Below are 24,858 nucleotides of genomic sequence, written 5' to 3'. Positions count from 1 at the left end.
TATATTGACGCAAGTAATGGGCACTCGCTTTACTTGGGGCGGGTTGGAGTTCAGGGGGATTTGAGATGTGTCGGCTTCAACAGGCTACTCGCAGGCAAATATGTCGCTTGCGCTGACGTCGGTGACGCATGGAACGCTGTGTCATGGCTCGCGTTGGGTTATAGCGGACGAGGACGACCTCGCCGCTAAGGTCGCGCAGATCGCCTTGGGTCAGTCGCGCCACGTTGCCGCGATCCTCTCCGGTATCGACAAGAAGGCGCCCGCGACCCGCGTCGCCGCGGCCAAAGGCGCGATCAAGCTCCTGACCGTCGAGGACGGCAAGGATGCCTATCACCGCGACGGCTGGATTTTTCAGGCGATTTCCTGGATCGCGGCGCACCGCGATTATTCCGGCGCCGTCGTGCGCGCGCCCCACGCCATTCTCGCGCACAAGGGTTTCGACGGAATGCAGTTGAAGCTCGATGCGGCCCGAGAGGAGATCACCGCAGTCGTGATCTTCGAGGACAAGGCAACAGTGAACCCGCGCTCGACGATCACCGGCGACGTCTGGATGGGCATTCGCGCGCTCGAACGCGGCGAGCGCATGCCCGAGCTCATTCAGGAGACCGGCGCGATCCTTGAGGCGAATCAGCTGCGCTTTCCCAAGATGGACATCGATGCGGCGGTCGAGACCATTCTCTGGGATGAAGCCCGCTATTATCGCGTCGCCATCACCGCCGATGACAGCCATGACGACGATGACGACCGCGAAGCCCTGTTTAAGGGATTCGACAAGGTGGCACCGGGCGGCCGCAAGCGGCGCCAAGCCGAAACCATGTGCATCCTTAAGCTGCGCGATTGGATGAAGGAGTTCGCGGCCAAGGCCATCAAGTACATCGAGAACTGGCGCGACGATGTTTGATCCCGTCACCATAGACCTGATCGCCGGAGCCCCGCCGCTCGAAGCGCTCGATCTGGAGGAGCTGCCGCGCCGCTTCACCAATGTCTTCGCCGAGATCGTCGCCGCGCGCGTGCGGCTGCGGGGCGCAGCCGCAGCCGAAGATCGCAGCGAGGCCTTGGTCACGCTGCTCGACGAGATGCGGCGCTTGGCGGCGACGCAAGAGCTGCTGGTCGCGACCGCGCCCGAACGCACTGACCGGGCGGCTGCCGCCTTCGTCGCCGGCACCGCGCATCAGCTTTGCCTGATGGCCGAGATCATTGCCGCGGACGACGAGAAGCGGGTATCCTATATCGACGCCATCCGCGCGGCCCCTGAAATTTGCGCTACCCTGCTCTTCTTGATCGCGGACTCACAAAGCGATGCTGCAGAAATGGCCAAGCGCCTGGTCTCCGATACCGATGACCAGGGTGCGGAAGCGCGGCTCATTCGCGCGATCGGCGATCTTGCGACAGGTCGGCTGCGCTCAATCATCGATAATGACGGCGATCTCGACTATGAACGCCCGGCCGATCGGAGCGGCGCGGGTCGGGCCGTGGACGCCTTGTTGAGGCGGCTCCACGCCGGCGTCATCCAGCTCGCGCGGGAACTGCTCACCCGCCCGGCCGACGATCCCGAGGCGATCGCGGTATCTGAGGCCCAGAGGATCTTTGCCGATGTTCGGGACCTCTGCATCGCGCCGATCGAAGGAGTGTTCGACGCCGACGGACCGCACGCCGTCAGTGTATTTCCCGGCCCGCTCCATGTCTCGAAGCTGTTGCTCGCCGTTTCCGGCGACTTGGCGGAGGCGGGCCTGTGCCGCGTGCGCGCGCCGTCGGGCATCGGCTCGAACCAATGGTGGCGCATCATCCGCCGCGCGGCGAACAAGCGCCCCTATCTCTGGCGCAACCACCGGGCCGCGCTCGACAAGGGCTATCTTGCCGCGGGTACGTCCGCCGCCGTCAGTTTCCCGACTGGCGGCGGCAAATCGACCCTCGCTGAGCTCAAGATCGCGGCCGCGCTTCTTGCCGGCGGCAAGGTCGTCGTGCTTGCTCCGACATTGGCTCTTGTTGATCAAACCACCTTCACGCTCCAGAATGCCTTCAGGGACTTCAGCGTGTTCGGCGATCTCGACGAGGAAATCACGTTCTCCGACGCGATCGTGCTGCCCGAGATCATCGTCACGACGCCCGAGCGGTGCCTGATGCTCCAATCGCTGCAGCCCGAGGCCTTTGCGGACGTCGGCCTGGTGATTTTCGACGAGTGCCATCTCCTGCATCCGCGCGAAGCGGACCGCAGCCGGCGCAGCATTGATGCGATGCTCTGCCTCTTGAACCTCACCCATTCGGCGCCGGACGCCGACCTGCTCCTGATCTCGGCGATGATGCAGAATGCCGAGGAAATCGCCGGATGGGTCGCCGAGCTAACCGACCGCCCCTGCCTGCCGCTCGATCTGGCGTGGAAGCCGACGCGCCAAGCGCGTGGCTGTGTCGCCTATAGCGCTGACCGCGTCACCGAGCTCGAGAACTTGCTCGTCACAGAGCAAGCAAAAGCCAAGACCAAGGGCGTTCCAACCAAGCTCAAGGCGCAGCTCGACGCCCAGCCGCTTGCCTTTTTCTGCCTCCGCCAGACTTGGGCGACGCGCAAGCGCAGCGACTATGCGCTGATGGCACTGCTCGATGAGCCTGTCCTGTTTGCGACGAGCACGAACAAGCGGACCAAGAACTGGTATCTGACCCCCAACGGCAACAAGGTCGCTGGGACGATTGCCGCGGCGGCGGCCGAGGATGGTCTCAAGACCTTGACCTTCGTCCAGAGCACCGTGGCCGCCGAATCCACCGTGCGGCATTTTCGCGAGCTGCTGCCCAAGCGTCGGGTGGCATTGACGGATGAGGAGCGCGCCTGGCGGAAGCTGGTCGAAGAGGAACTGGGCGGACCGGATCACTGCTATCTGAAGCTCGACGCCAAGGGACGGGTGGACGGCAGCGCCACCAGCCACCATGCACAGCTTCTAAAGCAGGAGCGCCTGCTGCACGAATCGCTGTTCAAGCGGCGCGACGGCATAGATGCGCTCTTCGCGACCTCGACGCTCGCGCAGGGCATGAACCTTCCCAGCGACATAGTGCTCATCGCCGGCGACAGCCGATGGGACGTCGAAGGCGACAAGATGAAGCAGCTCGATGCCCATGAGCTGCTCAACGCAGCGGGGCGCGCCGGCCGGGCAGGGGAGGGCGGCCAAGGCTTCGTGCTCGTCGTGCCGAGCAAGATCATCAACATCGACGATGCAAAGAACAATATCGCGGGCCACTGGATGACGCTCCAGGGCATTTTCTCGCAATCCGACCAGTGCCTGACGATCGACGATCCACTGACCGGGCTGCTCGACCGGATCCACACCGGTCTGCACGAAGGTAGTGAGGATTATCTTCTCTCCCGGCTCCCGGTCGGCGACGACGACGCGCCGGACGAGCCGGCCAAGGCAATGATCCGGCGGTCCTTCGCCGCCTATCGCAAGCGGCAGGCGGGCAAGGAGAAATGGATCGAAAGCCGGATCGAGTCAGCCTTGGTGCGCCGCAAGGAGCTCGCGCCCGAGCAGGAGCTCACCTGGCTGGAACGCGTCGCTGCATCGGCGGGACTGCCCTATGAGGTCGTTGCTAGCCTCACTGCGCTGGTAAAGGCCGACGCCTTTGCCGGCACCGCGACCGACTGCGTCGCCACCCTGTTCGCTTGGATCGAGAAGCGGCCGGAGTGGCTGCTCCAGCTGATCCGGCCCAACGATATCGAGGGGCTATTCGGCACCGACTATCGCGCTCTCGACGGCGACAGAAAGAAGGCGAAGCACGCCCTGCCCGTGATCAAGGCACTCCTCGCGGCGTGGATGGCCGGCAAGCCGCTCTGCGATCTCGAGCGTGCGATTGGAACCGCCGAGAAGGATATCAAGACCTGCGAGATCGCGCGCCACTTCGCGGTGCGCCTGGCGTCGGACTTGGCGTTCGTCGCAGGTCTTCCGGCGCGGATCCTCGCAGCCAAGGCGCTCGCCGAGGGCGAGGAACCCCTTATCCCGACAACCCTCCTCACCTTGAGCGGCGTCGTGCGCAAAGGATGCGCGAGCGCGGAGCTGCTCGCCAATGCCGTCCACTTGAGCGATCATTCGCGTCCGGCCGCGCGTGCCGCTTTCGACAAGATCGAGGCGCTCATTCCGGCGGGCGACAACCATGAAAGCTTCGAGGATACCCTGGCCCGCGTCCGGAAGGCTCACGATCTCACGCTGTTCGACGATCTAATTTAGCAAGAGGCAATTGTTGTTGTTAGCACTACCTACGCCGCTCGGAAGAAACTTCTTCCATTGTCGTAGCTTTCCGCTTGGCCGAGCCGGACCAGAGATTGAAGTACGTCGCGCACCTCGACGATGGTTTCGTCCGACGATGTGAACGTGACAGCGATTTCCTCTGCCGACAGAGGTGCTGTCGCACTCGCCATGAGGTCGAGGACGACCCGCGCTTGGTCCAGTCGCGCGGCCGGGAACGGGGTCTTCTTCGCCCTGACCTTGGTCGCCAGGATTGCCTGGACGCGATCGCCGCGATGCGCCAGCGGACCGATCTTGTCGATCTGATACCCAGGGCGCAACCATTTGATGAAGCCCCGACGCTCTTCGGCGGCCCGGACTTCGTTCAGCCGGACCAGGCTGTCGAGAATCTGTTCGGCGTCGATATCCGTTTGCCAGCCGTAGGATTTCATGACGGCGGCGTCCAGCCGATTATGAAGCTCTCGAAGGATCATATTTAAGCGGCAAGGGATCCTTCCCGAAATCGAGCTGCAGCGCGGGTTTTGCCGGCCGGCCGCATCGACTCGCCACGCCTCCGCTAGATCGAGCGGCGTAGCGCCTCCAACATTAAGTTCGCGGAGGCGCTGTCCTAGCCGGCGAAGATCGTGTTCGTCATCCCGCGGTTCGGGCGCCGGTGCACCCGCCGCTGGCCCTCATCTGATGCGCGCTTCGCCCTGCGGACAGCAGACAGCGAAGCCGCCGCGGCCGCGAAAATCTCGCAATGTCGGCTCGATTCCAGGTCCCGTCCGCCACTTTTGCGGGGTGATCCATGCAGGTGCCTGGCGTGGATCGTGCCAACCATCCCTGACCGCATCATTGCCAGCGCCCTCCTTCAGCCCGCCGAGCCTCGCGACGCCGGAATAACGATACTCTTCGAAGAACATTCTCTTTGTAGCAAGCGTGACGGTCTGCGCCGTCTTACCGAGTTTCAGCCTTTGCCATCGCCTCCTGCCCTCCCTGCCGCGCGTCACTCTAACCTGCTCTCATCGCCTCACCTCACGCGGAAAGAGTGTCGTTAACGTCATCCTGTGCGGGAAATGTCACAGCGATAAGACAGAACGCAGAAAAGCCATAATGGCGTCCTGCCAAGCAATGGGCATCGAGGATGCCGACGCCTCAGTCATCCATGAGTTCGATTCCTGCAAGCGGGCCGGCTCTTTAACCGGCCTTTCCTGGCGCTTCGCGCGCAGGCACTTCGCCACGATTACCTCCGATGTGGAGAAGTTGTCATGTCGCAATCCGCTGTCGGTCAGGGACTGGCACACAGCCAACAAGGCGCGTTCGGGGCTGACACCGTCAAGCTCGCAGGGCACCCCTAGTCAAGTCGTTGCAGCTCCCGTCGGCTTTCTGAAGTCGGTGACGGGCTTAAGAAGGTTCCTGATCGCCGTGCTGGGACATTATTCCTGACCCGCTCAATTGGATCACGCCGCCCTAACGACAGAAAAAGACTCGGCACAATCTGGGTGCCGGGTCTTTAGGGTCAAATGTGATTGGGCAGGTGCTGTGATGCTTCTTGGCTACGCCCCGCATGATTACGAGCCGCTAACTGTGGGTCATTCCTCAGCCTCTACTCGGCGACAAGAGCGTCCCGATAGGTCTCTTGGCGCCGAAAATAAACAATATGGCCCGGACAGTGCAGGGCTCGCTTGGCAACCCTATTGCAGAGTCCACCGGACCCGCCGGCGACATAATCAAGGAGCTCTCGCATAGGACAAGCCGGTGTTTGGTTTCTCCCGGATCATCTGCGATTTAAATCAAATCCGTCTGTGGATATTGACGATTGCGTGACCCTCACCTCGTAGACGGCTAACGCGGGCGGCAACTGAGAGGGTCATATGACAAGCGATTTTTCCGCCGCGCGAGTGCATCTAGATCGAGCGTATCATTACCTGCGAGGCGATGACCCGATGAGCCAGAGGGGGCGCGAAGCCTTGGATCTGCTAATTGAGGCAGTTGCCGTCGAGGAGTTCAAGCAGCCGAGCCAAAACGCGGAGGTGCTAATGTTTCCGATTGGGCGCCGCTTCTGAGGCGATCTCCATGGTGGCAACCATGAACGTGATGTGCAAACATCCTCAGAATATTGCCCGTCAAGGCATGAGCCGAGTCGGCAATCGAATGGGAGTCCGAAGCCTGTCGCCCACAACCTTCTGAATTTCGCTGCGCCTATTGTCATCGGCGGCAGCTATTCCGGAATGCCCGCCGCCCGGCAGTTCCGCCGCGCCCGCGCCAGGTTCTGGGGATCGACGCCGGGTTGCGGCGGAACGCTTTTTGCCAGCCATTCGCCTGCCTTCCTGTCCAAGGGCGGCGTCGATCCGGCCGAGATCACGGAACGGTCGCCTGAGTAGCTTTCGCGCTACGCGACGCCCTGGTACGACGGAACGGCCGAACGGGTGAGAGGAGCCGCGACGGTTTCGGGTCCTACTCGCTGACGGCCCGCCGCGGGGGCCCCTCGAGTCTTTTTCGCTGCCGGCGTTTGAGATGCACTGCCAAGGGTCAATGAGCTTGCGGAGATATGGGGGAACAGCATTCCACCGACCCTAATGTATGGCTGTGAACTCTATCGGGACGGCTCGGCGTGATTGGCGCCGATCCTGCTCGGCCCACCAGGCACTTCGCCTGTCCGAATGAGGAGGCGCCCGCTGCTTTGCCCTGCGGGGCGAATTCTCATTTTTCCAAATCATTGCATATATCAGTGCTAGGAAGGTCCGAATTGGAAACGAAAACAATGGGGCGAGGCTTATGAGCTGTAGCCGAGGCAAATCGCCTGCACAGCTTTTCCGCTATCTATCGGCCAAGTGGCCTGCGGCGTTCAATCCGAAAGCGCCCAGGCCGCTCAAGATCGGCATCCATCATGACATTCGGGTGCTCGACGGCGAACTGTCCGATGATGAATTGAGGAGAGCCCTGCTGGCGTATACCAAGATGGCCAAATACTTGGAGAGACTGGATGCCGGCGCTGCACGGGTCAATCTCGATGGCAAGCCGGCCAGCGTGGTCTCGGATGCGGACGCGGCGACCGCCAAGGCTTTGCTTTGCGCCCGCAAGGACAAACAAAAAGGCAAGCAAACGCCAGAGCCAAGGGTAGAGCCTCAATCGCCACCCAAACCAAAACCGAAGCGAACCGCCGTGTTCAAGGCGAAGAATACGGCCGACAGCCCGACCGGCCTAATCGTTGAGACGAAGCGTCGCCGGTCATTCCGAAAGCCGATGACTTGATCGCCGCTGAGCGATAGCTCGCGCCGACCGGGACAACCCTCAGGGTCGGAGCACATGGCGCCCGCGCCAATCCGAATTGCCGCGATCGCAATGGAGCTGCCGCATTCGCGCGAGAAAAACGGACTGGTCGGTCATCCCTTCTTCGGGATGAACGAAGGCCAGACGCTATTCCGATGGTCGTTCTGGCCACCGCTGCGACTGTGATATTTCGGGATGGCAGTCAGATCGAGGCCGGCCCAGATTGACTGTGGCCATACTGCTGCTCAACCTCCTCTCAGTTGATGACGTTGGAAAGAATGGGAAGCAGATTGGGCAATTCAGCGCGCAGGCCTGATGGCGCCAGCTTCTGCCGGGCGATCGCCTTCAGGCGTGGCGGCAGGTGAACCCGAGCAGGCGGCAAAAAGCGGCGCCGACGGCGCTCTGGCCATGGCCGCTGTCGAATATTGGCCCTGAATCTCCACGTTGGTGCAGTGTCGCAGCACGCCCTTGATCATCGCGGCGACCTCCGAAGACGAACAGCGCTTGAGTTGCGAGAAAATGCAGGTCGAGCCCTTTTCGACATGCCAGTAGGTCATCACGCCGCGACCGCCATAGCGGACATGCCATTCCGTCATTTCACAAGCGCCGAACTTCTTGGACTCCGACGCGCAGGCCGTGCCGGCTTCGCCCCAGATGGCGGTGTTGCGGATAGCTAGTGTTGCATTGGCAACGCGCCCGCAAGCCGCCTCGAGCGCGCCCCTTAGCAAGCAGGTGAACCCCTGAGCCAACCTCCTATGGGTCAATAGGGTCAGGTGGCCTGCCATCATTCCAGGACAGGACAACTGACAAAGAAGGTGTCGCCTATCCGACACTCTTCTGTCGTCTTTGTTGGGTCCGCGACACCGGCCTATTTCGCCAAGCTCTTGTCTGGCCTCAGGCTAATCCGCTGAAAAGTAATCACAATGTTTTTCTTCTGCTGGGTCGGCCAAATTGGCACGAGTTTTGAGACTGCTTCGTTGGGAGCCGGGAGCCGCCGACCGACCTTCATTTCGTGGATGACACCGCGATCGATGAAACGGAGAAAGAAAAGCAAAATGTCAAATCCGCATCAGATAGCATTCTATGCAAGGGGGCCTCGGCGAAACCGCCCCGTACCCAAACAGGCTGCCGCCCTTGTCGACCCTTGCGCAGGAAATCTTGATGGCCGGCTGCGACTCAAAGGCCCACCACTCGTCTTATCCTGAACTCGAAGGCGCAGGGTAAAGTTCTGCATCTCGCCGCGCGGTATGCCTAGGCAGTTACACGTTGGCCGATCTTGATAATCGAGTCGGGCTACGCCGCGCAGGACGTTCAATTGCCGTCCTACGTCATTCGCTGCCCGCAGCGCCTTCCGCCCTTCCATCGCTAGAGAGTGAAGTGCCACCATGTCCGAACAGCCCTTGCCGACGCTGCCGATGTGGCGCGTCGACCACATCGAGCCCTCGCCCGAGATGTTGGCGCTACGCGCCAACGGTCCGATCCACCGCGTGCGCTTCCCCTCCGGGCACGAAGGCTGGTGGGTGACAGGCTACGACGAGGCCAAGGCGGCGCTGTCCGACGCGGCGTTCCGGCCCGCGGGAATGCCGCCGGCGGCATTCACCCCGGATTCGGTGATTCTCGGTTCGCCGGGGTGGCTGGTCTCGCATGAGGGGGGCGAGCATGCCCGGTTACGCACGATCGTGGCGCCTGCCTTCAGCAACCGCAGGGTGAAGCTGCTCGCGCAGCAGGTCGAGGCGATCGCCGCGCAGTTGTTCGAGACGCTGGCGGCCCAGCCCCAGCCCGCCGACCTGAAGCGCCACCTCTCCTTTCCGCTGCCGGCCATGCTCATCAGCGCGCTGATGGGCGTGCCTTACGAGGATCACGCCTTTTTCGCCGGGCTGTCCGACGAGGTGATGACGCATCAGCATGAAAGCGGCCCTCGCAGCGCGTCGCGCCTGGCCTGGGAAGAACTGCGCGCCTACATTCGTGGCAAGATGTGGGACAAGCGCCAGGATCCGGGCGACAACCTGCTGACAGATCTGCTCGCGGCGGTCGAGCAGGGCAATGCGACCGAGGAAGAGGCGATCGGCCTGGCGGCGGGCATGCTGGTGGCGGGGCACGAGAGCACCGTCGCGCAGATCGAATTCGGCCTGCTGGCCATGTTCCGCCATCCGCAACAGCGCGAACGCCTAGTCGGCGATCCATCCCTGGTGGACAAGGCGGTGGAGGAAATCCTGCGCATGTACCCGCCGGGCGCGGGCTGGGACGGCATCATGCGCTATCCGAGGACCGACGTGACTATCGCGGGCGTGCATATTCCCGCGGAGAGCAAGGTGCTCGTCGGCCTGCCGGCGACGTCGTTCGATCCGCGCTATTTCGACGACCCGGAAACCTTCGACATCGGACGCGACGAAAATCCGCACCTGACGTTCTCGCACGGGCCGCACTACTGCATCGGCATGGCGCTGGCCAGGCTGGAACTCAAGGTGGTGGTCGGTTCGATCTTCCAGCGCTTTCCCGCGCTGCGCCTGGCCGTGGCGCCCGAAGAACTGAAGTTGCGCAAGGAGATCATCACTGGCGGGTTCGAGGAGTTGCCGGTGCTCTGGTGATGCACGGACGCCGCCGGGAATCGTGATCTTCTCCGCAATTTGCCGGCGCGCCTAGCGCGCGCCGGTCAGATCAGCCAGCCAACAGGTAACCAAGATGGACGTGCAAGAAACCACGGCAGCATGCCGGGACGCCTTCGCCGAACTGGCGTCGCCAGCGTGCATCCACGACCCGTATCCGTTCATGCGGTGGTTGCGCGAGCACGATCCGGTGCATCGCGCGGCGTCGGGCCTCTTTCTGTTGAGCCGCCACGCCGACATCTACTGGGCACTCAAGGCCACGGGCGATGCGTTTCGGGGACCGGCGCCGGGCGAACTGGCGCGCTATTTCCCGCGTGCGGCGACCAGCCTGTCACTCAAACTGCTGGCGTCCACGCTAGCGATGAAGGACCCACCGACGCATACGCGTCTGCGCCGGCTGATCTCGCGCGATTTCACCATGCGCCAGATCGACAACCTGCGGCCGAGCATCGCGCGCATCGTCGCAGCGCGCCTGGACGGCATGGCGCCCGCGCTGGAGCGCGGGGAGGCGGTGGACCTGCATTGGGAATTCGCGCTGGCCTTGCCCATGCTGGTCTTCGCCGAACTGTTCGGCATGCCCCAGGACGACATGTTCGGGCTTGCCGCCGGCATCGGCGCCATTCTGGAAGGCCTGAGCCCACACGCCAGCGATCCTCAGCTCGCCGCGGCGGACGCGGCCAGCGCCAGGGTGCAGGCCTACTTTAGCGACCTCATACAGCGCAAGCGCACCGGTCCCTGCAACGACATCGTGTCGATGGTGGTCGGCGTACACGACGACGATGCCGACACGCTGTCGGATGCGGAGTTGATCAGCATGCTGTGGGGCATGCTGCTGGGCGGCTTCGCCACCACTGCTGCAACCATCGACCATGCGGTCCTGGCGATGCTGGCGTATCCCGAACAGCGGCACTGGCTGCAGGGAGACGCCGTGGGGGTGAAGGCATTCGTCGAAGAAGTCCTGCGCTGCGACGCGCCTGCCATGTTCAGCTCCATTCCGCGTATCGCCCAGCGCGACATCGAACTGGGCGGCGTGGTGATCCCGAAGAACGCGGACGTGCGCGTGCTGATCGCGGCCGGCAATCGCGACCCGGACGCCTTCGCCGACCCCGACCGCTTCAATCCCGCGCGGTTCTACGGCACCACTCCTGGCATGTCGACCGACGGGAAGATCATGCTGAGCTTCGGCCACGGCATCCACTTCTGCCTCGGTGCGCAACTGGCCCGGGTGCAGTTGGCCGAGAGCCTGCCGCGGATCCAGGCGCGCTTCCCCACGCTGGCATTGGCCGAGCAGCCGACCCGGGAACCCTCCGCGTTCCTTAGGACGTTCCGCGCGCTGCCGGTGCGGCTGCATGCGCAGGGGGGCTGAGATGCGCGTCGTGATCGATCAGGATCTGTGCGGAACCACCGGGCAGTGCGTGCTGACGCTGCCGGGCACCTTTCGCCAGCGCGAACCGGACGGCGTGGCGGAAGTGTGCGTGGCGACGGTCTCGCAGGCGCTGCACGCCGCCGTGCGGCTCGCGGCCAGCCAGTGCCCGGTCGCCGCTATTCGGGTCATCGAAAGCGAGGCTGGCGATGACGAGCGCGCCAGCGCCGACCTTGCGCCTTCTCCGGCGGAGGCTGAGCGGCATGCCGCGAAAGACCAACGCAACCCAGGAGGACACGTGGGACGGTTTGAAGGCAAGGTGGCCGTGGTGACGGGCGCCGGCGCCGGCATCGGCAAGGCATGCGCCCTCGCCATCGCGCGCGAGGGCGGCAGAGTGGTGGTGGCCGACATTGATGGCTCGGCGGCCATCGCCTGCAGCGCGCAGATCGCGGCCGAAGCGGGCCACGCGCTGGCCCTGGCCATGGACATCGCCGATGCGCAGGCGGTGGCAGCGCTGTTCGAGACGGCGGAGCGGCACTTCGGTGGGGTCGACCTGCTGGTGAACAACGCGAGCGCCATGCATCTGACCCCGCGCGACCGCGCGATCCTCGAGCTGGACCTGGCGGTCTGGGATCAGACAATGGCGACCAATCTGCGCGGCACGCTGCTCTGCTGCCGGGAGGCCATCCCACGAATGATCGCCCGCGGGGGTGGCGCGATCGTCAACATGTCGTCGTGCCAGGGGCTCAGCGGTGACACCGCGCAGACGTCCTACGCCGCGTCGAAGGCGGCGATGAACATGCTGTCGGCCTCGCTCGCCACCCAGTACGGTCATGCACAGATCCGCTGCAACGCGGTTGCGCCGGGTCTCATCATGACCGAGCGTCTCCTCGCCAAGCTGGACGAGTGCATGCAACGGCATCTGAGCCGGCACCAGCTCCTGCAGCGCGTCGGCCGCCCCGAGGACGTGGCCGCGCTGGTGGCGTTCCTGCTCTCCGACGATGCTGCGTTCATCACCGGCCAGGTCCTGTGCATCGACGGTGGCATGCTGGCGCATGTGCCGACATACGCCGACGGTGGCAACAGCCGCGCCGCGCGGCCTGCTGGCGACACCACCGAAGCGGCCGCGGCGCCGCGCTGCTGATGGACATGCTGCTCAACCCGCTGGACCGTCGGCACCGGCTGCGGGACGACATCCCGGTCGTGCCCGGCGCTTTCCCCCTGGTCGGACATCTTCCCGCCATCGTATGCGACCTGCCGCGCCTGCTGCGGCGCGCGGAACGGACGCTGGGCAGCCACTTCTGGCTGGATTTCGGCCCTGCCGGACACCTGATGACCTGCGTGGATCCAGATGCGTTCGCACTGCTCCGGCACAAGGACGTGTCCTCGGCTCTGATCGAAGAGATCGCGCCCGAATTGCTTGGCGGAACGTTGGTCGCCCAGGACGGCGGCGCGCACCGGCAGGCGCGCGACGCGATCAAGGCGGCGTTCCTGCCCAAGGGGCTGACCCAGGCCGGCATCGGCAACCTGTTCGCGCCCGTCATCCAGGCGCGGGTGCAGGCGTGGCGCGACCGCGGCGACGTAACCATCCTGCGCGAAACCGGCGACCTGATGCTCAAGCTCATCTTCAGCCTCATGGGTATCCCAGCGCAGGACCTGCCGGGATGGCATCGCAAATACCGGCAACTGCTGCAGTTGATCGTCGCGCCCCCGGTCGACCTGCCCGGACTGCCCTTGCGGCGCGGCCGCGCCGCCCGCGACTGGATCGACGCGCAGTTGCGCCAGTTCGTCCGCGACGCGCGCGCGCAGGCCGCGCGCACTGGGTTGATCAATGACATGGTGAGCGCCTTCGATCGCGGCGACGATGCGCTCTCCGACGACGTCCTGGTCGCCAATATCCGCTTGCTGCTGCTTGCCGGTCACGACACCACCGCCTCGACGATGGCCTGGATGGTGATCGAGCTGGCGCGGCAGCCTGGGCTGTGGGACGCCCTGGTCGAGGAGGCGCAACGCGTGGGCGCGGTGCCGACCCGGCACGCGGACCTGGCGCAGTGTCCGGTCGCCGAGGCGCTGTTCCGCGAGACGCTGCGCGTGCATCCGGCGACCACGCTCCTGCCGCGTCGCGCGCTGCAGGAATTGCAACTCGGCCAACGGCGCATTCCTGCGGGCACCCCTCTGTGCATCCCGCTGCTGCATTTGTCGACCTCTGCGCTGCTGCACGAGGCGCCTGATCAGTTCCGCCTGGCACGGTGGCTGCAACGCACGGAGCCGATCCGGCCGGTGGACATGCTGCAGTTCGGTACCGGCCCACACGTCTGCATCGGTTACCACCTGGTATGGCTGGAAATGGTGCAGTTCTGCATCGCCTTGGCACTGACCATGCACAAGGCCGGGGTGCGGCCGCGGTTGCTGAGCGCCGTCGAAAAAGGTCGGCGCTATTTCCCGACCGCACATCCGTCCATGAAAATCCGCATCGGATTCTCATGAGCTGGCATCGCATGCCCCGTGTGGCGAGGCAACTGCGCCGGCGACGCGCGGCAATGCTGCACTCGGCGCGCGCGCTCGGTGCGACGCCGCCAACACCGCGGCGGCTCGGACGCTCGCCGTGGCCGTGCCAGGTACAAGGACATGAACGACATGCAGACCGCTTCTACGCTACACGACGACGCGCAGGCGCGCGGCGCATCCGGCAGGCTGCCGCCGGAGATCTGGATGCAGGACGGCGCAAGGCGGGTCGAACAGGCGCTGGCGCGTCTTCTCTGCGCCGAAGACGACGGTGAGACCGAGCTGATGGCGGCGATGCGCTACGCCACCTTGCATGGCGGAAAGCGCACCCGCGCCTTGCTCTGTCTGGCTACCGGCGCACTGGCCGACACGCCGGCGCACATGCTCGACGATGTCGGCGCCGCCATCGAGATGATGCACGCCTGTACCCTGGTCCACGACGACCTGCCCGCAATGGACGATGACGTGCTTCGCCGCGGCCTTCCGACCGTGCACGTCAAGTTCGGCGAAGCCACTGCGATCCTGGTCGGCGATGCGCTGCAGGCGCACGCCTTCCTGACCCTGGCGAGCCTGGATGCGCCGGGCGACAACCGTATCGCGCTCGTGCGCGAACTGGCGCAGGCGGTGTCCGCCGAGGGTGCCGCAGGCGGGCAGGCCATGGATCTGTCGCTGGTCGGAAAGCACGTCGAGCTGGACAGGATCGTGGCGATGCACCGGATGAAGAGCGGAGCACTAGTGCGCGCGTCCGTTCGCATGGGCGCGCTATGCGCCATCGCGGAAGATGCCGCCCACGCTGCGCTGTACTGTGCGCTCGATCGCTACTCCGCCTGTTTCGGCCTGGCGTTGCAGGTGGTCGACGACATTCTCGACGCGACAGCGGATACCGCGACGTTGGGCAAGACCCCCGGCAAGGACGCGGCGGCGCAGAAACCGACCTGTGCGTCGATCATGGGGCTGCAGGCAGCGCGCCAGTTGGCGCTGGATCTGTTGCGCGACGCCGGGGAGGCCATCGCCCCGCTGGGAACGCGTGCGGAACGGTTGGCGCAGATGCTGCAGCGGGCCAACGCGTATCTGTTCAAGCACGCGCCATGCGCATGAGCGCGCCCGTCCGCATGGAGTCGCCCCTGTGCCGCTGCGATCGATCGGCCGGCGTGAGCGGTGCATGCTGCACTGTGTCCAAGTCGGCGGCGGCGATCGCAGCGGTTGCCCAGCACAGCCGCGGCGCACGCGGCGCGCTGCGCCCAAGCCTATGCGGTGGACCGGCCCCAGCATGGGGCGCGTCGCCGCGCCGGAGCAGGGCGCCGTCCGGCGCTGCCCGTGCGCCGGGCCGCGACGGGCCTGCGGCGACGTGCGCGGCGTCTGCCCGATCCTGGTTCCCGTCAACTGTCTGCAGAAGGAACATACCGCGTGAACGCGCTGTCCCAACAGATCCTTTCCGAATTGCGCCACCTGCTGATCGAGATGAGCGACGGCGGCAGCGTCGGTCCGTCCGTCTACGACACGGCGCGAGCTCTGCAGTTCCACGGCAACGTCGCCGGTCGGCAGGACGCATACGCGTGGCTCATCGCGCAACAACAGGCCGATGGCGGATGGGGAAGCGCGGACTTCCCGCTGTTCCGCCATGCGCCCACCTGGGCGGCGTTGCTGACATTGCAGCGTGCCGATCCTCTTCCCGGCGCTGCCGACGCAGTCCAGGCTGCAACCCGGTTCCTCGAGCGCCAGCCCGATCCCTACGCGCATTCGGTGCCGGAAGACGCGCCGATCGGCGCGGAGCTGATCCTGCCGCAGTTGTGCGGCGAGGCCGCATCCTTGCTGGGCGGCGTGGGGTTTCCGCGCCACCCGGCGCTGTTGCCGTTGCGGCAGGCGTGCCTTGTCAAGTTGGGGGCGGTGGCGACGTTGCCGAGCGGCCATCCGTTGCTGCACTCCTGGGAAGCCTGGGGAACGTCGCCGACCACCGCATGCCCGGACGACGACGGCAGCATTGGCATCAGTCCGGCGGCCACCGCCGCGTGGCGTGCGCAAGCCGTAACACATGGGAGCACGCCGCAGGTCGGGCGCACCGACGCGTATCTGCAGGCGGCATCGCGGGCGACGCGCAGCGGCATCGAAGGTGTCGTTCCCAACGTCTGGCCGATCAATATATTCGAGCCATGCTGGTCGCTGTACACCCTGCATCTGGCCGGGCTGTTCGCGCATCCCGCGTTCGCCGATGCCGTGCGCGTGATCGTCGCGCAGCTCGACGCCCGCATGGGCGTGCGCGGTCTGGGCCCGGCCTTGCACTTCGCAGCCGATGCCGACGACACCTCCGTTGCGTTGTGCGTCCTGCGCCTTGCAGGTCGCGACCCGCCGGTCGATGCGTTGCGCGATTTCGAAATCGGCGAGCTATTCGTCACCTTCCCCGGCGAGCGCAATGCCTCGGTGTCGACCAACATCCATGCCCTGCATGCGTTGCGACTGTTGGGAAAGCCCGCCGCCGGCACCAGCTACTACGTCGAGGCCAATCGCAACCCGCACGGTCTATGGGACAACGAAAAATGGCACGTTTCGTGGCTGTATCCCACCGCGCATGCGGTCGCTGCGCTGGCGCAAGGCAAGCCCCAGTGGCGCGACGAGCGCGCGCTGGCGGCGCTGCTGCAGGCGCAGCGCGATGACGGCGGCTGGGGCGCCGGTCGCGCATCCTCATTTGAGGAAACCGCCTATGCGCTGTTCGCGTTGCACGTGATGGACGGGAGCGAAGAGCCGACAGGGCGCCGGCGCATCGCGCAGGCGGTGGCGCGTGCGCTGGAGTGGATGCTCGCTCGCCATGTGGCGCATGCATTGCCGCAGACGGCGCTGTGGATCGGCAAGGAACTGTATTGCCCCACCCGGGTCGTGCGCGTGGCCGAACTCGCCGGGTTGTGGCTGGCGCTTCGTTGGGGGCGGCGCGTCCTGGCCGAGGGAGCAGGAGCGGCGCCATGATCCAGACCGAACGCGCGCTGCAGCAGGTGCTGGAGTGGGGGCGTTCCCTGACAGGGTTCGCCGACGAGCATGCCGTGGAAGCGGTCAGGGGCGGCCAGTACATCCTGCAGCGCATCCACCCGAGCCTGCGCGACACCAGCGCCCGCACTGGCCGCGATCCGCAGGCCGAAACGCTGATCGTGGCGTTCTATCGCGAACTGGCGCTGCTGTTCTGGCTCGACGATTGCAACGACCTTGGCCTGATCGCGCCGGAGGAGCTCGCCGCGGTGGAGCAGGCGCTGGGGCAGGGCGTGCCGTGCGCGCTCCCCGGATTCGAGGGCTGCGCTGTGCTGCGCGCTTCGCTGGCCGCGCTCGCCTACGATCGTCGCGACTATGCTCGGCTGCTCGACGACACCCGGTGCTACTGCGCGGCGCTGCGCGCCGGACACGCGCAGGCGGTAGGGGCGGAACGCTGGTCTTACGCCGAGTACCTGCACAACGGCATCGATTCGATCGCCTACACGAACGTGTTCTGTTGCCTGTCGTTGCTGTGGGGGCTGGACATGGCGACCTTGCGCGCGCGTCCGGCGTTTCGCCAGGTCCTGCGGCTCATCTCCGCGATAGGGCGCCTGCAGAACGATCTGCATGGACGCGACAAGGACAGGTCGGCGGGCGAGGCCGACAACGCGGCGATCCTGCTGCGGCAGCGCTATCCGGCTATGCCTGTGGTGGAGTTCCTCAACGACGAGTTGGCCGGCCATACGCGAATGCTGCACCGGGTGATGGCGGAAGAACGCTTTCCCGCGCCGTGGGGAGCGTTGATCGAGGCAATGGCGGCCATCCGCGCGCAGTACTACCAGACCTCGACCAGCCGCTACCGCAGCGACGCTGCGGGGGGAGGCCAGCGTGCGCCCCCCTGAACGGCGGGATGCGGCTGCGTGCGTGCGCTGCCGTCGGTCCGATCCGATGCAACGCCGTCCCCCGATGCGACGGATGGAGCGAGCATGAGCGATAGCGACAACATCCCGAGCCGGCGCAAGGACGACCATCTGGACATCGTGCTGGATCGGCGAACGGCGCCGGCCACGGTCGCCGCCGGCTGGGAGTACATCCGTTTCGAACACTGCGCATTGCCCGAGTTGGACCTGACGCAGATCGACCTGCGCGCCTCGCTGCTGGGCAAGACCATGCGCGCGCCGCTGCTGATCAGCTCCATGACCGGCGGCGTGCCACGCGCCGAGGCCATCAACCGGCATCTGAGCGAGGCAGCACAAGCCTTGGGGATCGCCATGTGCGTCGGTTCGCAGCGCGTGAGCCTGCAATCCCGCAACTCCCAGGGGCTGACGCGCGCGCTGCGCCGCATGGCCCCAGACATTCCCTTGCTGGCTAATATCGGCGCCGCGCAACTGCGCGAGGCCGACGGCCTGGACCTGGCGCGCCGGGCGGTGGATGCGCTGGAGGCCGATGGACTCATCGTCCATCTCAATGCGCTGCAGGAAGCGGTACAGCCGGAGGGCGACCGCGACTGGCGCGGCGTCCTGGCGCAGATCGCTCGCGCCGCGCGCAGCGTGGACGTGCCGATTGTGGCCAAGGAAGTGGGGTCGGGCCTGTCCGCCTCGGTGGCCTGCGCGCTCGTCAAGGCGGGCGTGGCGGTCATCGATGTCGCCGGCGCCGGCGGCACCAGTTGGGCCGCGGTGGAGGGCGAGCGCGCCCGCGATGCCGCCGACCGTGCAGTGGCGATGGCGTTCGCCGACTGGGGGATTCCGACCCCGGCCAGCGTGCAGGCGGTACGTCGGGCGCTGCCAACTGTGAAGCTGATCGCGTCGGGCGGGATCCGCGACGGCGTCGACGTGGCCAAGGCCATCCGCCTGGGCGCGGACATCGCCGGGCAGGCGGCCGGCGTGCTGCGCGCGGCGACGGTGTCCACCGAGGCGGTTGTCGCGCATTTCGAGATCGTCATCCGCCAGTTGGCCGTTGCCTGCTTCTGCACCGGCTCGGCTGATCTGGCGGCGTTGCGTCAGGCGCGGTTGTTGCCCTCGGCGCATCTGCCCGCCGGTTGATGCCGGCGTCGCCCGCACGTGGCGGCGGGCGCCTAGCAGGCTGCTGAATACCTACGCCAAAGATAGACTACTGATCCACCTTGGCGAGGCGGTTCAATGCGCGGGAGCTCGTGATCACCAGAAGGGAAGTCGATGCCCAGGACGTGGCTTGGTTGGAGACGCTAAGGAACGTCAAACTGACGAAATTGTAACGTGGTCGGGGATCGACAACGACAGGATCGAACCGGTCTCGTCCCGCATAGCGGAACGATAGCTCCACCGGAAGCATTCGGTTCTGCCACAGCTTCGGCCAGGCAAAAATAACTTGCGTTGCGCAGATAAAATGCCCTGATCCTGCCATTCCTCCATGGGCACGTGGGCGGGGAGAAATCTCATACAACTGGCAGCGAAGGGAGGCTCGGCCCAATGAGCGGGGTGGCGCGTGAAGAAGTTAATCCGGTGTCATCGGCAACGTTCGCGCCGCTCGAGAATTCAACTTTCCGTCCGATCTGGATTGCCACACAGGTATCCAGTCTAGGGTGGCTGATTCAAATGGTTGCCATCAGTTGGCTGATGGCGACCATTTCGACATCGGATGTGATGGTCGCCTTGGTGCAGGCTTCGACAACCTTGCCCACATTCCTCCTGTCAATTATCGCCGGCGCCCTAGCGGACAATTACAGCCGCCGCAATCTCATGTTCGCTGGCTGGTGCGTGATAGCATTGTCCTCGACGATGCTGACTGTTCTTGCAGGTCTCGGAATTTTCAATCCATGGATGGTTCTTGCATTCAGCTGTTTGGCCGGAGTAGGCGCCGCTTTCACCGACCCCGCCTGGCACGCGTCGGTTGGCGATATCCTGCGAAAGCGCGATGTTCCGGCCGCCGTCACACTTATCTCGGTCGGATATAACGCCGTCCGAAGCATCGGCCCCGCTCTCGGTGGCGTCGTCGTTGCTTCCTTTGGCCCTTTGACGGCTTTCGCAGTGGCGACACTTACATATCTGATGCTGCTGTGGACCATAGGGCGCTGCAAATGGCATGTTCGCTCGTCACCGCTGCCGAGTGAACCATTGACCACGGCGATCCATGACGGAGCGCGCTTCACTGCCCTGTCATCCGAAATCAAGGCAGCAATTGCCCGCGGTGCCCTCTTTGGGCTGACGAGCATCTCTATACTAGCGCTCTTGCCTCTCGTCGCCCGCGATCAGCTGGGGGGAGGGCCAGTCGTTTACGGCATCCTGATGGCCGGCTTCGGGACCGGCGCCTTGTTCGCCGGCATCTGCAACAACATTCTGAGACGGAGGCTGTCCCAGGAACGTTTGACGACACTGTCGTGCATCGCCTGTGCGGCTTGTTGTCTATCGCTTGCTTTCACCCCCTCGGTGGCGGTGGCGGCTATCGCGCTGGCGCTCGGCGGCGCGGGCTGGGTCGTGACCTGGACCGGGCTGGACGTAAGCGTCCAGTTGGCGAGTCCAAGGTGGGTCGTTGGTCGCACGCTCTCGATCTATTATGCCCTTTCATCCGGCGGCATCGCGGCTGGCAGCTGGCTGTGGGGTACGGTGGCCGAGAGCTATTCGCTGAGCTCGGCTCTGGAGCTTTCAGGTGGCGCGCTGCTGCTGGTCGCTGGCACCGGCTTCCTGCTGCCCATCCGTCAATGGAAAGATTCCGATCAGGCTCCTCTTGGCTTCGAAACGCCTCAGGTTGCCCTGGATTTGAAGCCCCGAAGCGGGCCGATCGTCGCCAAGATCGAATATTCAATACCCGAAGCAAATGTCGAAGCGTTCCTGGAGCAGATGCGGGAACGGCGGCGAGTACAAAGCGGCGTTGGTGCGCGACACTGGAATCTCCAGCGCGACCTCCAGCAGCCTTCGCGTTGGACAGAAACCTTCCGCACCCCGACCTGGATGGACTACCTTCGCCTGAACCACCGCCTTACGGCAGCCGACAAGGAGTTGGACCAGCGTCTCCTCGCATTGCACCTGGGAGAGCTTCCTCCTCGAACCACGCTTGCGATCGAGCGGCCGACTGGAGCTGGCCGCAAGCGGGACCAATCGATGCGGTTCTTTTTCCGGCGTTGACATCCGTCCAGGCGTCCGCGCTGGTGAGACAGGATGGGTTGGAAACGAGCCAACGCTCTCACCATCCGTTTTGCAGATCGGCTTCGATCCATTCGGGTGGTTGCCGAGCCGGCATACTGGGCGGCTCAGACGTATCCTTGTCGGAGAGATTCCTCGGCACTCGAGCGTCTTGCAGCGCGTTGCGCTCAAGCTCACCGGCACCTGTTCGGTGCGTTCCCAAACAGAGCAATGGCTTTTCGCGCCGCAACCCCGAGGTGGGTAATTCTGGTTTTTGCTGGGTTTAACTCTACGAAATATGAACAGGATCGGCTTCACGGCCCGTCTGGTTCGCACTGGCCACAAAGGAATACACAGATATGGCGACCGGAACAGTGAAGTGGTTACAGCACCAAAGGTTTTGGCTTCATCCAGCCCGATGACGGCGGTCAGGACGTTTTCGTCCATATTTCAGCTGTAGAACGGGCTGGACTTTCAAACCTCGTTGACGGGCAGAAGATCAAGTACGAGATCGAGCAGGACCGCCGTAGCGGCAAGTCCTCCGCAGGTAGTCTCAGCAAGGTAGGCTGATTTTCTCGTCGGACCCGCAGAGCGCGAAGGATAAGTCAAGCCGAAGGTACCATCGTCATTCGCGGGGCGTATCGCGACGGACTCTCTTATACGAGACGATCCTGATGCGTCACGCAAACGGTGAATCACGAACGCTCTCGCCGCAAACCCCTTCCGCCCGGAAATCTGCCCCGGTTACGGCTCTCGGCGTATCCCAGAGTTGGGAGAAGCTTCTGCCAGACTACAACTGTAACCTCATATCGGTTTAGCAGGTCAAGCGTCGGTGGTACCCTGATTGGGTAACTTAACCACTTTGGAGGCCGAGCAATGGATCGCGATAACAAACGGGCACGCGCAGCTGCAAGTTCATCCCAAGACGTGGGGAATCGCAGTACCCTCCGTGACCTTCCATACGGACCATTGACCGATGTTGCAGAACGGCTGGTAAGCGCTAACCCGCGCGATACAGCGCGAAATCTTGGGACCTTCAAAGAACTCGGGAGGCGAGAGCGCATAGCCGTTCGGGGCACTCGAACCGAGCCAGAAACTGACCTCGCGAGATTTGAAACGCGGACCAATCAGCTTGGACGATCAGCCGTCGATCTGGGGGATAAATTGACTGCCGGGTTGGGACACACCTCGGATGAAGTAGCATTGGAGCAATTCAGAGCAGTCAGTAATGTGTCTCATTACCTTCGGCCAGAGACACAAGATAGTATTGTTAATCGCATTGGCAACATGGACCCACCTTCGCAAGCTATCGGAGCGCTTTACGCTGCGCAAAACTTCAGCAAGTTTAACGCTGAAAATAAAGCTCGCATTTTTGATCAGGCCGCTGAATTGGCTACCGATCCGGATGGCCACGTCAGGTCGACAGCATCCAATGCTATGTACGCGATGTATCACCAGTTAGATCCAAATCAACAGGCCCAAGCTCACTCAATTCCCGGCATGCAAGACATCTTGCCGCAGATGCCTCCTCCGCGGCATGCAGCAGAGGAACGCAGTGCGGATCTGGACGCCCACATAGCAGGTATTGGGGCTGCAGTCCGTGATACAGTTGGCCCTCAAACCTCCCACGAACAGCTGCAGCGGGGTGGTCAAGTCGGCCGGGACATAAGCCACTCCTACAATCACGCCCGAGAGGATCTAATGGAGGCTAGGAGAAGCAGAGATCGCACCGGCCGTTGAGGTCTCGGCCATGGCAGTAACGCTTCCTCTCCCGAATTCCGTTCACGGCCTTGCTGTTTCCAATTCCCTGGCCGTCGACGTATCCGCTTAGTGAAACTTTCAAAATCCACGTCTGCCGGGTGGCGCGATGCAAGCATCGCACCACCCGCTGCGGCATCGATCTGTCGAGCGTCGGCATCGCGACCTCGGTTCGGTGTCAAAAGCAAGCGCAGCATCAGCACGGCTAATTCGGCCATGGAACAATGTCTTCTACAAAAACGACGTCCCCCAACATAGCCATTAGCATCGCGTGCTCACTCGCCTTGGGGTTCTGTGCGGCGAGTCTGTACGCAACCTTCCGCCACGGGGGTAGCGGCGAGGCTCTGATGGCGTTTGATGTCCGTGCCTTTTGGTTTGAGACGCCCTTCTATTTGGGTTTCGCAACCCCCGTTTTCTATCAGGGCGCGGCTATCGTGCTCTCGACATCCGCGGTTGTCTTGCTGATTCAGCAGTTCGTATTGCGCCGCAAGCTCGAACACCACGGGACCGCTCGTTGGGCTCGAGTGGATGAAATGCGACGCACGGGATATCTGCGACGATACCGTGGCGTGACAGGGCCGGTCTTCGGGAAGACGAGTGGTCCTTTCTGGCCTGGCTATTACCTGACCAATGGCGAGCAGCCTCACAGCCTCATCGTTGCGCCGACCCGCGCTGGCAAGGGCGTCGGCATAGTCATTCCAACGCTCCTTACATTCAAAGGCTCAGTGATAGCTCTGGACGTCAAGGGGGAGCTCTTTGAGCTCACCTCTAGGGCGCGCAAAGCCGCAGGCCACGAAGTGTTCAAATTCGCGCCGCTGGATTCGGAGCGGCGCACCAACTGCTACAATCCGCTGTTGGACCTTATAGCGCTGCCTCCGCAGCTGCAATTCACCGAAGCCCGCCGCTTGGCCGCAAACCTGATCACGGCCAAGGGGGAGGGGGCGGAAGGTTTCGTCAGCGGCGCGCGAGATATCTTTGTCGCGGGGATCCTTGCCTGCATCGAGCGGGGCACGCCAACAATCGGCGCCGTCTATGATCTGTTCGCTCAGCCGGGGGAGAAGTTTAAGCTCTTCGCGCAGCTCGCCATGGAGACCCGGAACAAAGAGGCACAACGCATCTTCGACGACATGGCGGGGAACGATACAAAAATCCTAACCTCCTACACGTCCGTGCTCGGCGATGGCGGGCTCAACTTGTGGGCGGATCCGGCTGTCAAGGCGGCTACAAGTCGCTCGGACTTTTCGGTCTATGATCTTCGCCGTCGCAGAACGTGCATCTATCTTTGCGTTGGTCCGAACGACCTTGAGGTGATCGCGCCTTTGATACGCTTATTTTTTCAGCAAACCGTTTCAATTCTACAGCGGTCGCTGCCCCGCCAGGACGAAAAGCACGAGGTTCTCTTTCTGCTCGATGAGTTCAAGCACTTGGGGAAGCTGGAGGCGATCGAGACCGCAATTACGACTATCGCGGGCTACAAGGGGCGTTTCATGCTCATCATCCAAAGCCTTTCGGCACTAACGGGGGCTTATGGAGAGGCTGGTAAGCAGAATTTTCTCAGCAATACCGGACTGCAAGTGTTCATGGCCACGGCCGATGACGAGACTCCAACCTACATTTCCAAAGCCATCGGTGAATACACGTTTGAAGCCAAATCGATTTCCTACAGCCAGTCGCGAGCGTTCGACCGGAACATTCAGAATTCGTTTCAAGGTGCGCCGCTGCTGCGTCCCGAACAGGTTCGGCTGCTCAATGACGAGTACGAGATTGTTCTCATCAAAGGTCTGCCGCCATTGCAACTGAGGAAGGTGCGATATTTTTCGGACCGCATCCTTAAACGCATCTTTGAAAGCCAGACAGGCGCCCTCCCGGAGCCGGCACCCTTGATGGAAGCTCATCCAGATGACACTAACGGTTAAGCGCCCGTCTCGCGTATCCGTCCCTCGGCGATCAGAAACTCCACTACAGGTGAACGGCTATGGGAATTTGCATCTCCAAATCCTCCGGATCGACTCGACATGCCACATATGACACGGAAGAGTCGCCGCGAGAATCCACGGCAGCGCTGAGGGTCTCCGTGGGCACGCCTGCCGACAGGTTGC

18 protein-coding genes and 3 pseudogenes are annotated in these 24,858 nt (G+C 63.7%); 19 read left to right on the top strand and 2 right to left on the bottom strand.

Annotated elements, in window-relative coordinates; translation table 11 throughout:
• Positions 1-67 precede the first annotated feature (67 nt).
• On the top strand, positions 68-901 hold the full coding sequence (locus HGP13_RS33505; protein WP_246707214.1) for a hypothetical protein: 834 nt from the start codon (positions 68-70) through the stop codon (positions 899-901).
• A complete protein-coding gene (locus tag HGP13_RS33500; RefSeq protein WP_172234072.1) occupies positions 894-4,205 on the top strand; it encodes a DEAD/DEAH box helicase in 3,312 nt (1,103 codons plus the stop codon). Before HGP13_RS33505 ends, HGP13_RS33500 begins: the two co-directional genes overlap by 8 nt.
• Positions 4,206-4,234: 29 nt before the next feature.
• On the opposite strand, the gene HGP13_RS33495 is transcribed toward HGP13_RS33500, so the two are convergent.
• Positions 4,235-4,654, bottom strand: a complete 420-nt coding sequence (locus HGP13_RS33495; RefSeq protein WP_172234070.1) for a hypothetical protein — start codon at positions 4,652-4,654, stop codon at positions 4,235-4,237.
• A gap of 679 nt (positions 4,655-5,333) precedes the next feature.
• Between HGP13_RS33495 and HGP13_RS33490 the strand changes: the two genes are divergently transcribed.
• The 5 genes from HGP13_RS33490 (at position 5,334) to HGP13_RS33475 (ending at position 7,661) form a co-directional block, all read left to right on the top strand.
• Entirely contained in the window at positions 5,334-5,648 is a 315-nt protein-coding gene (locus HGP13_RS33490) for a hypothetical protein (RefSeq protein WP_097572427.1), read from the top strand.
• 428 nt (positions 5,649-6,076) lie between these two features.
• Positions 6,077-6,268 (top strand): hypothetical protein, encoded by a 192-nt coding sequence (locus HGP13_RS38235; RefSeq protein ID WP_097572428.1) that lies wholly within the window; start codon positions 6,077-6,079, stop codon positions 6,266-6,268.
• A 165-nt stretch (positions 6,269-6,433) separates the two neighbouring features.
• Positions 6,434-6,586: a hypothetical protein gene (locus HGP13_RS33485; RefSeq protein WP_165779604.1), complete on the top strand. Its 153-nt coding sequence runs from the start codon at positions 6,434-6,436 to the stop codon at positions 6,584-6,586.
• Positions 6,587-6,980: 394 nt separating this feature from the next.
• A complete protein-coding gene (locus HGP13_RS33480) occupies positions 6,981-7,457 on the top strand; it encodes a ProQ/FinO family protein (protein WP_097572429.1) in 477 nt (158 codons plus the stop codon).
• A gap of 54 nt (positions 7,458-7,511) precedes the next feature.
• Positions 7,512-7,661 carry a hypothetical protein gene (locus HGP13_RS33475; RefSeq protein WP_172234068.1) on the top strand — a complete coding sequence of 50 codons (150 nt, stop codon included), beginning with the start codon at positions 7,512-7,514 and terminating at the stop codon, positions 7,659-7,661.
• 73 nt (positions 7,662-7,734) lie between these two features.
• Here the strand turns inward: HGP13_RS33475 and HGP13_RS33470 are convergent.
• A pseudogene (locus HGP13_RS33470) lies at positions 7,735-8,200 on the bottom strand (Tn3 family transposase); the annotation flags it as partial.
• A gap of 660 nt (positions 8,201-8,860) precedes the next feature.
• Between HGP13_RS33470 and HGP13_RS33465 the strand changes: the two are divergent.
• From HGP13_RS33465 to virD4, 12 genes and pseudogenes are all read left to right on the top strand, one after another.
• Positions 8,861-10,063 carry a cytochrome P450 gene (locus tag HGP13_RS33465; RefSeq protein WP_172234066.1) on the top strand — a complete coding sequence of 401 codons (1,203 nt, stop codon included), beginning with the start codon at positions 8,861-8,863 and terminating at the stop codon, positions 10,061-10,063.
• A gap of 94 nt (positions 10,064-10,157) precedes the next feature.
• Positions 10,158-11,447 (top strand): cytochrome P450, encoded by a 1,290-nt coding sequence (locus HGP13_RS33460; protein WP_097572432.1) that lies wholly within the window; start codon positions 10,158-10,160, stop codon positions 11,445-11,447.
• Between the two features lies 1 nt (position 11,448).
• Positions 11,449-11,736: pseudogene (locus HGP13_RS38230) on the top strand (ferredoxin); the annotation flags it as partial.
• A gap of 6 nt (positions 11,737-11,742) precedes the next feature.
• Positions 11,743-12,588, top strand: a complete 846-nt coding sequence (locus HGP13_RS33455) for an SDR family oxidoreductase (RefSeq protein WP_246707487.1) — start codon at positions 11,743-11,745, stop codon at positions 12,586-12,588.
• A complete protein-coding gene (locus HGP13_RS33450) occupies positions 12,588-13,931 on the top strand; it encodes a cytochrome P450 (protein WP_097572434.1) in 1,344 nt (447 codons plus the stop codon). Before HGP13_RS33455 ends, HGP13_RS33450 begins: the two co-directional genes overlap by 1 nt.
• 150 nt (positions 13,932-14,081) lie before the next feature.
• Positions 14,082-15,047 carry a polyprenyl synthetase family protein gene (locus tag HGP13_RS33445; RefSeq protein ID WP_097572437.1) on the top strand — a complete coding sequence of 322 codons (966 nt, stop codon included), beginning with the start codon at positions 14,082-14,084 and terminating at the stop codon, positions 15,045-15,047.
• A 309-nt stretch (positions 15,048-15,356) separates the two neighbouring features.
• Positions 15,357-16,907, top strand: coding sequence for a hypothetical protein (locus HGP13_RS33440; protein WP_097572435.1), 1,551 nt, complete (start codon positions 15,357-15,359; stop codon positions 16,905-16,907).
• Positions 16,904-17,806, top strand: coding sequence for a hypothetical protein (locus HGP13_RS33435; RefSeq protein WP_172234063.1), 903 nt, complete (start codon positions 16,904-16,906; stop codon positions 17,804-17,806). Before HGP13_RS33440 ends, HGP13_RS33435 begins: the two co-directional genes overlap by 4 nt.
• 84 nt (positions 17,807-17,890) lie before the next feature.
• A complete protein-coding gene (gene fni / locus HGP13_RS33430; RefSeq protein ID WP_006329110.1) occupies positions 17,891-18,946 on the top strand; it encodes a type 2 isopentenyl-diphosphate Delta-isomerase in 1,056 nt (351 codons plus the stop codon).
• A gap of 405 nt (positions 18,947-19,351) precedes the next feature.
• Positions 19,352-21,004, top strand: coding sequence for an MFS transporter (locus HGP13_RS33425; protein ID WP_027033423.1), 1,653 nt, complete (start codon positions 19,352-19,354; stop codon positions 21,002-21,004).
• Between the two features lie 356 nt (positions 21,005-21,360).
• Positions 21,361-21,571: pseudogene (locus tag HGP13_RS33420) on the top strand (cold-shock protein).
• Between the two features lie 1,412 nt (positions 21,572-22,983).
• Positions 22,984-24,675, top strand: a complete 1,692-nt coding sequence (gene virD4, locus HGP13_RS33415) for a type IV secretion system ATPase VirD4 (protein WP_172234061.1) — start codon at positions 22,984-22,986, stop codon at positions 24,673-24,675.
• The last annotated feature ends 183 nt before the right edge of the window (positions 24,676-24,858 follow it).

Origin of the sequence: Mesorhizobium sp. NZP2077 (genome assembly GCF_013170805.1) — a bacterium.
Lineage (GTDB): Bacteria > Pseudomonadota > Alphaproteobacteria > Rhizobiales > Rhizobiaceae > Mesorhizobium.
The sequence above is the reverse complement of the archived record's forward strand: the minus strand, read 5'-3'. Positions and strand labels throughout refer to the sequence as shown.